Here is a 13549-nt window from a genome sequence, read left to right on the forward strand (position 1 = left end):
GTACCACCCGCAACTCCTGATCCGTGCAACTCCCTGTACCAGGAGGATCGTTGGCTACCTACGAAGCACCTGACGCATCGCCGGAGAATCCCGCCCCGTCCCCGCTCTCCCGCAGACGCCTGCTGCAGGCGGCAGCCGCGGGGGCTGCCGTCGCCGCGGGCACCGCACTGCCCGCCGAGGCGGTCGCCCAGGCCGCCGCCCGGGCGGAGGCGCGGCGGGTCTCGCTCTCCTTCACGGCGGCCACCAACGGCGCCGCGTCCCTCTCCCCCTCCGGCGACCGGCTGATCGCCGAGGTCCAGAACGTGCTGTGGTCCGTCCCCCGAAAGGGTGGCGATGCCGTCGCGCTCACCCCGCCCGATCTGGAGCCCACCCGTCCGGTCCACTCCCCCGACGGGAAGCTGCTGGCGGTCTGCGCGTACCGGGGCGGCGGCTTCCACATCTGGACACTGCGCCCCGACGGCTCCGGTCTGCGGCAGCGCACCGACGGGCCGTGGGACGACCGCGGTCCGGCCTGGTCGCCCGACGGCACCCGGATCGCCTTCGCCTCCGAGCGCGGCGGCGATCCGGTGGCGGGCAGCCCGTACCGGGTGTGGGTGCTGGACGTGGCCAGCGGCGAACTGACCCGGCTGACCGGGCTGCCGAACCAGGACGGGCCGCTCCAGGACGGCGCCTGGGAGGACTTCGACCCCACCTGGTCCCCGGACGGCGAGCGCGTGCTGTTCGTCCGCGGCGTGCCCGCCGGGATCGCCCTGGACGCCCGTACGGTGGCCTCCGTACGGGCGGACGGCACCGGACCGGTGACCACCGAGCGCACCGACCCGACCACGGGCGCCCAGGTGATGACGCCGTCCGTGTCGGCGGGCGGCACGCTCGCCTATCTGCGCACCACCGTCGCGCCCGACGCGTCCTGCACGCTGGTCGTGGACGGCGCGGCGGCCGAGGTCGAGGGCGATGTGCAGCCGGTGCCGCCGCGGTGGGTCTCGCGCGAGGAGCTGCTGCTGACGGTGGACGGCCGGTTCCGGCTGGTACGCCCCGACGCCCCGGCCAAGGGTGAGGACATCCCGTTCGCCGCCACCCTGCCGGTCGACCGACCCCGGTACCCCGTCAAGCGGTACGACTTCGAGGGCGGCGGGGCGCGTCCGGTGCTCGGGGTACATCTGCCCGCGCTGTCGCCCGACGGCCGCAAGGTGGCCTTCGCCGCCCTCAACTCCCTCTGGATCGGGGACGTTTCGGGCGGCCGCGCGCCGCGCCGGGTCGTACGGGCGGACGCCACCCGGTATCTGCTCGCGCCCTCCTGGACGCGAGACGGGCGCGCGCTGGTGTACGCCGACGACCGCGACGGGCTGCTCGCGGTACGCCGCCGGGACCTCGCCTCCGGCAAGGAGACGGTGCTCGCCTCCGGCGGCCGGGTGCACCCCGCGCTCTCCCCCGACGGCAAGCGGCTCGCCAGTATCGACATGTCGGGAAACCTCGTCCTGCGGGACCTCGGCGCCGGTACGGACCGGGTGCTGGCCGCGCCGCTCGGCGCGGGCGGGCTGCCCGGACGGCCGACCTGGTCGCCGGACGGCCGGTATGTCGCCCTGTGCGACCGCAACCGGCTGAACCAGAGGTTCCGCGAGGGCTACAACCTCATCCGGGTCGTCGACACGGCCAGCGGCACCGCGAAACTGCACGCCGTCGCGCCACACACCTCCCTGACCGACCGCTATGACTCCGGCCCCGTCTGGTCCCCGGACGGCCGCCATATGGCGGTCGTCACCGAGTCCGCCCTGTGGCTGCTGCCGGTCCGGCCGGACGGCAGCCCGGACGGCGACCCGCGACGGCTGACCGACGAAGCGGCCGATCATCCCTCCTGGTCCGCGGACTCGGGCAGCATCCTGTATCTGTCGGCGGGCAGGCTGCGGCTGCTGGACGTCGCGAGCGGCGACGCCCGTACGGTGCGCATCCCGCTCGACCACCGGCGGCCGCGCCCGGCCGACACCGTGGTGCACGCCGGGAAGTTCTGGGACGGTACGGGCGGCGGGGGCACGGTCCGCGAGGACGTCGACATCGTGGTGCGCGGCGGGCGTATCGCCTCCGTCGAGGCGCATCGCGGCGGGCGGCCCGCGAAGCGCCGTATCGACGCCTCGGACCGGACCGTCGTCCCCGGCCTGTGGGACGCCCACACCCATCCGTGGCAGTACACGTACGGCGGCCGCCAGACGTCGCTGCAGCTCGCGTACGGCATCACCACCGCCGTCTCGTTCGGCGGCTTCGCCTACGAGCAGGCGCGGCTGCGGGAGGCCGTCGCGGCGGGCGCGCTGGCCGGGCCGCGGCTGCTGGCCACCGGAGAGCTGCTGGACGGGCCGCGGGTGGCGTACAGCATGGGCCGGGCGCACCGCACCCGGGAAGGGCTGCGGCGCTCGCTGGACCGCGCGGCGGCTCTGGACTGGGACTTCGTCAAGACGTACGTCCGCGCGCCCGGCTGGATCATGGAGGAGGCGGCCCGCTTCGCGCACGAGCGGCTCGGGGTGCGCTCCGGCAGCCATCTGTGCACGCCCGGCATACAGCTCGGACAGGATCTGACGACCCATCTCCAGGCCACCCAGCGGCTGGAGTTCGGGCATGTGACGACGGCGACCGGACAGGCTCTGCAGGACGTGGAGGAGATCTACACGGCCTCCGACTTCCGGCTGATCGCCACGCCGTTCGCCGCCCAGCCGCTGGTCGGCGCGGATCCCTCGCTGGCCGAGGACGAGCGGGTCACCCGGCTGATGCCGCCGTGGGACACCGCCCTGGTGCGGCAGCTCGCCGGAACGCCGCCGACCGACGCCCAGCTGGCCACCCTGCGCACCGAGATCGACATATACCGGCGGATCCTGGCCGGTGGCGGTGTGGTCGCCCTGGGGACGGATCAGCCGCTGGCGCCGGTGGGGCTCCATCTGCACGTGGGACTGCGGGCGTTGCACCGGTTCGGGATGTCGCCCGCGGAGGCGCTGCGCACGGTGACCGTCCTCCCGGCGCGCGCGTTCGGCGCCGACCGGGATCTGGGCACCCTGGAGGTCGGCAAGCTGGCGGACCTGACGGTCGTGGACGGCGATCCCTTCACCGACTTCGACGCGATGGTACGGACGGTCTCGGTGCTGCGGGGCGGGGTGCCGTACGAGCAGCGGCAGCTGGTCGAGGCGTTCCCGGCGCCCGCCGGTGCCCTGGCGCACGGGCGGTCGGCGGACCACTGGCTGGAGGTGGGACGGCAGTTGCGCCGCGACGGGTGCTGCGACCTGCACATCTGAAGCCCTACGCTCCGGTGACCCGGGCCGCGGTCCGGCTTCCCGCGTTCCGGTGAGCCCCGGCCGCACCCGGCTTCCCGCGTTCCGGTAGGTCCCGGCCGCACCCGGCTTCCCGCGTTCCGGTAGGTCCCGGCCGCGGTCCGGCTCAGACGGTGGGAGCCGGGCCCGGCCGGGTCAGGCCGAGCAGGTCGCGGGCCGGGCCGGTGGGCTGGGGGCCGGACCGCCAGACGGCGCGCAGGTCGCGGCGGAGCGGGATGTCCGGGACCGCGATCTCCACCAGGCGGCGGGCGGCCAGTTCCTCGCCGACGGCCAGGCGGCTGAGCACCGCGGGGCCCGCCCCGCTCACCGCCGCCGCCTTGACGGCGGTCGTGGAGGCCAGCTCCAGCAGCGGCGCGGCCAGGCCGCCGTGGGCCGCGAGGGCGGCGTCCAGCACCTGCCGGGTGCCGGAGCCGCGCTCGCGGAGGATGAGCGGTGTGGCGGCCAGCTCGGCGGCGGCCGGTGGGGTGCGGCGGCGGGCCCAGGGGTGGCCGGGGGCGGTGACCACGGTGAGGCGGTCGTGGCCGATGACCGTGGCGTCCAGCCCGCTCGGGGTGTCCAGGCCCTCGACGAAGCCGATGTCCGCCTCGCCCTCCAGCAGCTGCCCGGCGACGGCCGCCGTGTTGCCGGTGAGCAGCGAGACGGCGGTGTCGGGGCGCAGGGCGCGCAGGGCGATCAGCCAGCCGGGCAGCAGATACTCGGCGATCGTCATGCTGGCGGCGACCCGCAGCCGGGAGTCGCGGCGGTCGCGCAGCGCGTGGACGCCCGCGTCGAACGCCTCGGCCGCCTCCACCACGCGCCGCGCCCAGTCCGTGACGAGTGCCCCGGGGCCGGTGAGCCGGGAGCCGCGCGGTGAGCGGTCCACGAGCGCGACGCCCAGCCGCCGCTCCATCGCCCGGATGCGGCTGCTCGCGGCGGGCTGGGTGATGCCCAGCTCCCGGGCGGCACGGCCGAGGCTGCCGAGCCGGGCGACGGCGATCAGCAGCTCCAGCGCACCGAGGTCGGGGACCCGATGGGCGAGCGGGGTGTGCGTCGGGCCGTCGCCGCCGGGGGTGGGGCTCTTCCGGCCCTGCTCGCTCATAAAGCCAGCTTATGCCCCCATAGGAGAAAGGGGCCTGGTGGGAGGCGCGGCGGCGGGCGAGGGTGCGTTCATGGTCACTGTCGCCCCCGCCCCGCCCCTCCCCGCCGCCCCGGGCCGCCCCCGGCCGTCCGTACGCGGCCTCGGCCCGAACTGGTACGCCACCGTGATGGGCACCGCGATCGTGGCCACCGCGGGCGCCGGGCTGCCGGTGCGCGTCCCGGGGCTGGGCGGCGTCTGCCGGGTGGTGTGGGGACTGTCGGTGCTGCTGCTCGGCGCCGTGCTGGCCGCCCGCGCCGCGCACTGGGCGCGCCATCGCGACCGGGCCCGCGCCGATCTCCTCGACCCGGCGGTCGCGCCCTTCCACGGCTGCTTCCCCATGGCGCTGACGGCGGTCGGCGCGGCGACGCTGTCGGTGGGGGCGGAGGTGATCGGCGTACGGGCGGCGGTGGCCGTGGACGCGGCCCTGTGGACGGCCGGAACGCTCGCCGCCCTGGTGACGGCGGCCGGGATCCCCGGTCTGATGGTCCTGCGGCACCGGATCGGCTCCGGGGACGCGTCCCCGGTGTGGCTGCTGCCGGTCGTGGCGCCGATGGTATCGGCGGCGACCGGTCCGGCGCTGGTGCCGCATCTGCCGCCCGGGCAGGGGCGGGAGGCCCTGCTGCTGGGGTGCGTGGCGCTGGCCGGGGCGAGCCTGCTGGGGACGTTCCTGATGCTGCCGCTGATCTTCGACCGGCTGGTACGCCACGGCCCGCTCCCGCTGGTGCTGACGCCCGCGCTCTTCCTCGTGCTGGGCCCGCTCGGGCAGTCCACGACGGCGGCGGGCGGAATGGCCGACGCCGCGGCGTACACGGCGGGCGCGGGCGGGATGGCCGCCGCCCGGTTCGCCTCGGTGGTGTACGGGGTGCCGGTGATGGGGTTCGCGCTGCTGTGGCTGGCGTCGGCGGGGGCGCTGGTGGTGCGGGCGGCGCGGCGCGGGCTGCCGTTCGCGATGACGTGGTGGGGGTTCACCTTTCCGGTCGGCACCTGCGTCACGGGGGCGGCGGCGCTGTCCCGGCACACCGGTCTGCACGCGTTCGGCTGGCTGGCGGTGGTGCTGTACGGCGCCCTGGCGGCGGCGTGGGGGCTGGTCGCGGCGCGCACGGCGCTCGGGCTGGCGCGCGGCACGCTGCTCGCGCCGTAGAAGCCCCGTCGCTGAGCGGAGTCGTCAGCGGGCCGCCGCCAGCGCCGCGCCCAGGACGGCGGGCGCCTCCGCCAGCGAGGGGCCGTACCAGGTCAGATGGCGGCCGCTGACGAGCGCGGCGGGCAGCCCGGGGAACGCCTCGGGCCCGTCGTCGGCCGTGAAGCGGTACGGCTCGTCCGGCAGCACCACCAGCTCCGCGCCGCACCCGGTCAGCTCGTCGAGCGGGATCCGGGGGTAGCGCTCGGGGTGCTCCGCGTACAGCTGCCGTACGCCCAGCCGGGCCAGCAGATCACCGGCGAAGGTGTCCCGGCCCAGCACCATCCACGGCCGCCGCCATACGGGCACCACGGCCCGTCGCTCCGCCCCGGCCGCCCGGCCGTCCCGGACGTCCGCCCAGGCGTCCTCGGCCTCCGCCAGCCAGCCGGGCCGCGGCAGCCCGCAGCCGCGCACCAGGACCCGTTCCAGCTCGGCGAACGCCTGCTCCAGCGTCCGGATCTCGGTCACCATCACCTCCAGTCCGGCGGCGCGCAGCGCGGCCAGGTCGGGGGCGCGGTTCTCCTCCTCGTTGGCGAGGACGAGGTCCGGGGCGAGGGCCGCGATCCGGGCGGTGTCGGGGTTCTTGGTGCCGCCGACGCGCTCCGCGCGCAGACCGGGCGGATGGCTGCACCAGTCGGTCACCCCGGTCAGCAGGCCGGGCGCGGTGGCGGCGACGGACTCGGTGAGCGAGGGCACCAGGGACACCACGCTCCGTACAGGGGTACGAGGGCTCATCGCCCCACCGTACGTTCGCGCGGCGGAGCGCGAACGGCCGCCGCCGCGGTCCGGGGCTCCGGACCGCGGCGGCGGGTGTTACAGCGGGGGTGCGGGGGTCAGGGGTTGACCGGCGCCATCTTGTCGACGATGCCGGGGTTGGCGTCGATCCACTTCTGGACGCCCTCCGCCTCGTTGCCCTTGCCCGCGTCCTGCACGGCCTGCTCCAGCGACGCAAGCTCCTTCTCCGTCATGTGCCACTTCTTCAGCCACCCGTTGAACTCGGGGAACTTCTTCGGGAAGGACTTGTTGGCGAGAGTGTGGAGCTGGTTGTTGGCCCCGAAAGCCTTCTTCGGGTCCGCGAGCTTGGTGAGCTTGTACTTGCTGTACGCCCAGTGCGGGGTCCACAGCACGACGGCCACCGGCTCCTTCTTGGCGTAGCTGCGCTCGAGCTGCGCGAGCATCGCCGGGGAGGAACCGTCGGAGACCTTGTACTCCTTGTCCAGGCCGTAATCCTTCAGGACATTGCCCTTGAGGAGCTTCATCTCACCGGTGCCCGGTTCGATGCCGACGATCTTCCCCTTGAAGAGATCGGCCTTGCCCTTGAGGTCGGCCAGGGACTTCACGTCCTTGACGTACGACGGCACGGCGATCTCAAGAGAGGTCTTGTCGTACCAGGAGCCGACGTCGACCAGATTCTTCTTGTATCTGTCCCAGTACTGTTTCTGCGCGACCGGTAGCCAGCCGTCGAACTCGACGTCCACCTGCCCGGTGCTCATCCCGGTGAACATGGAGCCGACGTCGTACTGCTTGATCTCCGGCTTGTAGCCGCGCTTCTCCAGGACGTTCTTCCACAGGTACGTGGTGGCGATGTCCTCGTCCCACGGGAAGTAGCCGATCTGCGGCGCGGCGCCCGCGTCCTTGCCCTTCTGGTCGGCGCCGCCGGGCACCGGGGCGAGCTTGTTGGCGATCCCCGGGTTGTCCTTCAGCCAGGCGCGCACGCCCTGCTGCTCCTTGCCCTTGCCCGCGTCCTGGATGGCCGACTCCAGGCTGGTGAGCTGCTTCTCGCTCAGCTTGAAGTTCTTCATCCACTTGGCGATCTGCGGGTTCTTCTTGGAGAAGCCCTTGCGCGCGATCGTGTCGATGTGGTCGCCCGAGCCGAAGGCGCCCTTGGGGTCCTTCAGCTTGGTGAGCTTGTACTTGTCGTACGCCCAGTGCGGAGACCACAGGGTGACCGCGATCGGCTCCTTCTTGGCGTACGACCGGTCCAGCTGGGACAGCATCGCCGCGGTGGAGCCCTTGACCAGGCTGTAGTCCTTGTTCAGGCCGTAGCCCGGCATGACCTTGTCCTGCATCAGCTTCATCTCACCGGCGCCGGGCTCGATGCCGATGATCTTCTTCTGGAAGGTGCTGGACTTGGACTTGAGGTCGTCGAGGGACTTCACGCCCTTGACGTACGACGGCACCGCGACCTCCAGCGAGGTCTTGTCGTACCAGGAGCCGAGGTCTTCCAGCTTGTCCTTGTACTTCGCCCAGTACGAGGCGTGGGTGGCCGGGAGCCAGGCGTCGGTCTGCATGTCGATGTTGCCCGCGGCCATACCGGTCCACAGGGCGCCGACGTCGTACGACTGCACCTTGGGCTTGAAGCCGCGCTCCTCCAGCAGTTCCTTCCACAGGAAGGTGGAGGCGACGCCCTCGTCCCAGTTGATGTAGCCGAGGTTGACCGACTGGCCCTTGCCGACGTTGGCGGAGACGGTGGGGCCGGTGTCGTCGCTGGCGAACATCTTCATGCCGCCCGCGACCAGCGCCAGAACGACCACGCCGACCATGGCGACCGAGGTCGCGGGCCGCCAGTGGAGCACCCGCGAACCGCTGAGCGCCTTGGCCCGCTCCTTGGCCAGCGCGCGGCGGGCGAGCGGGGAGACGCGCTGATTGAGCGCGCTGGTCATCCGGTCCAGGTACATGGCCAGGATGACGACCGCGATACCGCCTTCGAAGCCCATGGCCACGTCGACGGAGCTGATCGCCTGGAAGACCGTGGACCCCAGGCCCTCGGCGCCGACCATACCGGCGATGACGACCATGGACAGCGCCAGCATGATCACCTGGTTGATGCCCGCCATGATGGTGGGCAGGGCCAGCGGCAGCTGGACGCGCAGCAGGGTGCGGCGCGGGTGGGTGCCGAAGGCGTCGGCCGCCTCGACCAGCTCGGCGTCGACCTGCCGGATGCCCAGCTCCGTCATGCGGACGCCCGGGGGCATCGAGAAGATGACGGTCGCGACGACGCCGGGGACCACCCCGAGGCCGAAGAAGAAGATGCCGGGGATCAGGTAGACGAAGGCGGGCATCGTCTGCATGAAGTCCAGCACCGGGCGGATCGACGCGCTCACCGCGCGGTTGCGGGACGCCCAGATGCCCAGCGGCACCGCGAACACGATGGTGATCACACCGGCGACCAGCACCAGCGCGAGGGTGTTCATCGCCTCGCCCCACAGCTCGATCGAATCGATGAGCGCGAAGCCTAGGAACGCGAGGACGGCGGGCAGCAGCCCGCGCAGCCACCAGGCGAGCACCGCGAGGATGCCCGCGAACAGCAGCGGCTCGGGCGCACTGAGCACCGCGTTCACCCCGTCGTACATGCCCTGCACGACGGAGGAGATGAAGTCGAAGAGCCAGCTCAGGTTGTCACGGAGCCAGTTGACGCCGGAATTGATCCAGTCGCCGAGTTCGAGCCTAGGCACCAGTGATCACCTTCTTCGCGGACTCGGGCGCGTCCGGGGTACCGGGCGACGGCGGCGTCGCGCCATCACCTCCGGTGTCCCCGTCGCCGAGGACGGCGAGCAGCCGGGCGCGGGCGACGACGCCGACGAGGGCACCGTCACCGTTGGTCACCGCGACCGCGGTACCGCTGCGCGAGCAGGGGGTGAACAGCTCGACGATCGGGGTGCCGGTGCCGACGGTGGCGGGGGCGGCGTCCAGCAGATCCTGCTCGGTGCGCAGCGTCGTGCCGTCGTCGGTGGTGGTGCCCAGCACCTCGGCGGGGTCGGACATGATCGCCCCGGCGGTGAGCACCCGGGACCGGTCGACGTCCTGGGTGAAGGAGGCGACGTAGTCGTTGGCGGGGGTGACCAGGATGTCCTCGGCGGTGCCGATCTGGACGATCTGGCCGTCGCGCATGACGGCGATCCGGTCGCCGAGCCGCATGGCCTCGTTGAGGTCGTGGGTGATGAAGACGATGGTCTTCTTGAGCCGCTTCTGGAGCTGGACCAGCTGGTCCTGCATGTCGCGGCGGATCAGCGGGTCGAGCGCGCTGAAGGACTCGTCCATCAGGAGCACATCGGCGTCGGTGGCCAGGGCGCGGGCGAGGCCCACGCGCTGCTGCATACCGCCGGACAGCTCGTCGGGCCAGGACTTCTCCCAGCCGGCCAGGCCGACCATCTCCAGGGCCTCGGTGGCACGCTTCACGCGCTCCTCGGCCGGTATGCCCTGGACCTCCAGGCCGTACCCCGCGTTCTCCAGCACGGTGCGGTGCGGGAAGAGGGCGAAGTGCTGGAAGACCATGCTGATCTTGTGGGAGCGCACCTGGCGCAGATCGCGCGGGCTGAGCGCGGTGAGGTCGTCGTCGTCGAAGAGGACGCGTCCGGCGGTCGGCTCCAGCAGCCCGTTCAGCATGCGCAGCAGCGTGGACTTACCGGACCCCGACAGACCCATGACGACGAATGTCTGGCCCGCCTCGACCGCGAAGGAGGCATCGATGACCGCGGCCGTCGTACCCTCCGCACGCAATTTCTCGCGGTCCGCACCGCCCTCGAGATCGGCTACCGCCTCATCGGGTCTTCTGCCGAACACCTTGTACAGATGCTCGGCTCGCAGTTTGGACACATATACCTCTCAGATCGCACCAAAAAACGACCCGCCACCCCCGCCGGCAGGTCGTGGAACAGTACGGCACCGGACCGCATGCCCTACGCAATAGTTGAACTACGCAATGGCTTCGCTCCGGCAGCGCGCCTGCCCCGCTCCTTATGGCGTAAACCATACGGTGATCTAGCTCACATTCCCAGTCCGGCGGTGTCCCTGGCGTACGGCATTATCGAAGCGTGACCCGACGTCTGATGCTTCTCGACACCGCTTCTCTGTACTTCCGCGCCTATTTCGGGGTGCCTGATTCGGTCAAGGCTCCCGACGGCACTCCGGTGAACGCCGTACGCGGACTGCTCGACTTCATCGCCCGGCTCGTCCAGGACCACCGGCCGGACGATCTGGTCGCCTGCATGGACTTCGACTGGCGGCCCGCGTGGCGGGTCGAGCTGATCCCCACGTACAAGGCGCACCGGGTCGCCGAGGAGGCCCCTCAGGGGGCCGGGGTCGACCAGGAGGAGGTTCCGGACACCCTCTCCCCGCAGGTCCCGGTGATCGACGCGGTGCTGGACGCGATCGGCATCGCCCGGGTGGGCTCGGCGGGCTACGAGGCGGACGACGTGATCGGCACGCTCGCCGGGCGCGCGGCCGGACCGGTCGACATCGTCACCGGCGACCGCGACCTCTACCAGCTGGTCAGCGACGAGCGCCGGGCGCGGGTGCTGTACCCGGTCAAGGGCGTCGGCACGCTGCAGCTGGTGGACGAGGCCCTGCTGCGCGAGAAGTACGGGGTGGACGGCGCGGGGTACTCGGACCTGGCGCTGCTGCGCGGCGACCCGAGCGACGGCCTGCCGGGGGTTCCCGGGGTCGGCGAGAAGACCGCGGCCAAGCTGCTGGCCGCCCATGGCGACCTGGCCGGGATCATGGCCGCGGTCGACGACCCGGGCTCCAAGCTGACCCCCACCCAGCGCAAGCGGCTGGACGAGGCGCGGCCGTATCTCGCGGTCGCTCCGAAGGTCGTCCGGGTAGCCTCGGACGTCCCGCTGCCCCCGTTCGACGCCGCGGTCCCTCACGCACCGCGCGACCCGCGCGCGGTGGACGCCCTCGCGGAACGCTGGGGACTGGGGGGATCCCTACGTCGGTTGCTCTCCACCCTTGAGGGATAAAGTGTTAGGTTAGCTTAACCTAACTCACTGTCGATCAAGGAGGCCGCCATGGCGGACCGTCCGGCCCGTAAACGTCCGCGGCCCCACCGGGCGCAGGTGGTACGCACCGACCGGCTCACCCCGCACATGGTGCGGGTGGTCCTCGGTGGCGACGGCCTCGCCGACTTCGGCGCCGGTGAGTGGACCGATCACTACGTCAAGCTGCTGTTCCCGGCCGAGGGCGTGGCGTATCCCGAGCCCTTCGACCCGGAGCGGATCCGCGAGGACTTCCCGCGCGAGCAGTGGCCGGTCACCCGTACGTACACGGTGCGCGCCTGGGACCCGGCGGCCCGCGAGCTGACGCTCGACTTCGTGGTCCACGGCGACGAGGGCCTGGCCGGGCCCTGGGCGGCGCGGGTGCGCCCCGGGGAGGAGATCTACCTCCAGGGCCCGGGCGGCGCGTACGCCCCGCGCGAGGACGCCGGCTGGCACCTGCTCGCCGGTGACGAGAGCGCGCTGCCCGCCATCGCCGCCGCGCTGGAGCGGCTGGCCCACCGGCCGCAGGGCGCGGGCGGGGCTCCGGTGCACGCCTTCATCGAGGTCGAGGGCCCGGAGGAGGAGCACAAGCTGGCCGTTCCGGACGGTGCCGAGGTGGTGTGGCTACACCGGGGCGCCGCGCCGGTCGGCGAGGCGCTGGTGGCGGCCGTCCGCGGCCTGGAGTTCCCGGCCGGACAGGTGCACGCCTTCGTGCACGGCGAGGCGGGCTTCGTGAAGGAGATCCGCCGCTATCTGCGGATGGAGCGCGAGGTGCCGCGCGAGTGGCTGTCCATCTCCGGCTACTGGCGGCGCGGTCACAACGAGGACGGCTGGCAGGCGTCGAAGCGGGAGTGGAACCAGCAGGTGGAGGCCGAGCAGGAGAGGGAGCGGCCCGAGGAGGCCGCGGCGTAGGACACGCACGCGCGACGCCACGGCGGGCGGGTGGACGGCTGAGGCCGCCCACCCGCCCTGCCGCTTTTCAGGGGGATTTCAGGGGGCGTACGACGGCAGAGAAAGTCTATTAACAGGCTTTAACCCTACTTACACATAAATTCCCGGTTGCTCCAGTTCCACCTTCCGGCTCCTTCACCCGATCGCTTAAATCGGAAGCAGCGAGCTTGACGGCGCCCCTCGTTGACGGCGCCGAGTCGCTTCATCCCGAAGACCCGCCCCCAGGTGCCGGCCCCGAGGCCACGGGTCTTTCACCCGCCCTTCCCGCCCACCGGGGGACGTCCTCCGCGGTCGCGGAGCGCGTCAGCCATCGGCCTGCTCTCCGCGCCTTCCGGCGAAGCGGCACCATCGAAGGAGAAGCATCATGGCAACCATCACGTCCGTGGTGGACACGACCACCACCACGAACCAAGGCAAGCCCGGGGACACCGTCCAGATCAACGGCACCGCGATGGCCACCACGACCCGTGTGAACTTCGGGTCGACGGCGGTCACTCCGACGGGCGTCACCGCCACCCAGGTCACCTTCGTCGTGCCCAGCACGGCACCGTGCTCCGGCCAGGTCTCCATCAGCGTGACCAGCAACACCGGCGCCACCAGCAACGCACTGCCGTTCTTCGTCATCGCCACCCCGACGACCACCGGACTGAGCGTCACCTGTCTGCCCGCCGCCACGGGTGGCGCGGCGACCCTGTTCGGCACCAACTTCCTGACCGGTACGCAGGTCGGGGTCGGCACCGTCGGAAACGTCGCGGTCTCCCCCACGCAGACCAACCAGGTCACCTTCACCGCACCGGCCAACCCGGGGCAGGTCGCCGACGTGTCGACGCAGGCGGTGACCATCACCACGGCGGGCGGCACCAGCTCCTCGGGCACCACCCTGGTCGACTACTACCTCGCCCCGGCCATCACCTCCGTGGCGCCCACCTCGGGCACGGCGGGCGACAGCGTCACCATCAACGGAACCGCCTTCATCGGCGTCGACACCGTCACCTTCACCGACAGCGCCGCCGCCACCGCCCTCGCGGTCTTCATCCCCATCGGCGACGACCAGCTCGTGGCCACCGTGCCCGGCGGGCTCGCCACCGGCGCCGGGACCATCACGGTCCACACGTGCGGCGGGGACTCCAACGACCAGGCCTTCACCATCACCTGACGGCCGGGGACGACCGAGCGCCGACAGCGTCACCGCACGTTCGCCCCGAGCGCCCTGGCCGACAGCCACCGGCCAGGGCGCTGC

The 13549-nt window shown here is 72.4% G+C and carries 9 protein-coding genes; 5 read left to right on the forward strand and 4 right to left on the reverse strand.

Annotated elements, in window-relative coordinates:
- Positions 1 to 50 precede the first annotated feature (50 nt).
- Positions 51 to 3272 (forward strand): amidohydrolase family protein, encoded by a 3222-nt coding sequence (locus ACZ59A_RS33570; protein ID WP_470966646.1) that lies wholly within the window; start codon positions 51 to 53, stop codon positions 3270 to 3272.
- Positions 3273 to 3414: 142 nt separating this feature from the next.
- Here the strand turns inward: ACZ59A_RS33570 and ACZ59A_RS33575 are convergent, their stop codons facing one another.
- A complete protein-coding gene (locus tag ACZ59A_RS33575) occupies positions 3415 to 4386 on the reverse strand; it encodes a LysR family transcriptional regulator (protein ID WP_470966648.1) in 972 nt (323 codons plus the stop codon).
- A gap of 70 nt (positions 4387 to 4456) precedes the next feature.
- Between ACZ59A_RS33575 and ACZ59A_RS33580 the strand changes: the two genes are divergently transcribed.
- On the forward strand, positions 4457 to 5566 hold the full coding sequence (locus ACZ59A_RS33580; RefSeq protein WP_470966651.1) for a TDT family transporter: 1110 nt from the start codon (positions 4457 to 4459) through the stop codon (positions 5564 to 5566).
- Between the two features lie 24 nt (positions 5567 to 5590).
- Here ACZ59A_RS33580 and ACZ59A_RS33585 read toward each other — a convergent pair whose 3' ends face one another.
- The 3 genes from ACZ59A_RS33585 to ACZ59A_RS33595 form a co-directional block, all read right to left on the reverse strand.
- A complete protein-coding gene (locus ACZ59A_RS33585; protein WP_470966653.1) occupies positions 5591 to 6337 on the reverse strand; it encodes a helical backbone metal receptor in 747 nt (248 codons plus the stop codon).
- A gap of 98 nt (positions 6338 to 6435) precedes the next feature.
- Positions 6436 to 9057: an ABC transporter permease/substrate binding protein gene (locus ACZ59A_RS33590; protein ID WP_470966656.1), complete on the reverse strand. Its 2622-nt coding sequence runs from the start codon at positions 9055 to 9057 to the stop codon at positions 6436 to 6438.
- Entirely contained in the window at positions 9050 to 10198 is a 1149-nt protein-coding gene (locus ACZ59A_RS33595; protein ID WP_470966658.1) for a quaternary amine ABC transporter ATP-binding protein, read from the reverse strand. Before ACZ59A_RS33595 ends, ACZ59A_RS33590 begins: the two co-directional genes overlap by 8 nt.
- 218 nt (positions 10199 to 10416) lie before the next feature.
- On the opposite strand from ACZ59A_RS33595, the gene ACZ59A_RS33600 reads away from it, so the two are divergent.
- The 3 genes from ACZ59A_RS33600 to ACZ59A_RS33610 all read left to right on the forward strand — a co-directional run bounded on the left by ACZ59A_RS33600 (position 10417) and on the right by ACZ59A_RS33610 (position 13465).
- A complete protein-coding gene (locus ACZ59A_RS33600) occupies positions 10417 to 11343 on the forward strand; it encodes a 5'-3' exonuclease (RefSeq protein ID WP_470966661.1) in 927 nt (308 codons plus the stop codon).
- 48 nt (positions 11344 to 11391) lie between these two features.
- Positions 11392 to 12270 carry a siderophore-interacting protein gene (locus ACZ59A_RS33605; protein WP_470966663.1) on the forward strand — a complete coding sequence of 293 codons (879 nt, stop codon included), beginning with the start codon at positions 11392 to 11394 and terminating at the stop codon, positions 12268 to 12270.
- 403 nt (positions 12271 to 12673) lie between these two features.
- Complete coding sequence (locus tag ACZ59A_RS33610; protein WP_470966666.1) at positions 12674 to 13465, forward strand: IPT/TIG domain-containing protein; 792 nt, start codon at positions 12674 to 12676, stop codon at positions 13463 to 13465.
- Positions 13466 to 13549: the final 84 nt, after the last annotated feature.

The organism is Streptomyces sp. NPDC040405, assembly GCF_055595765.1.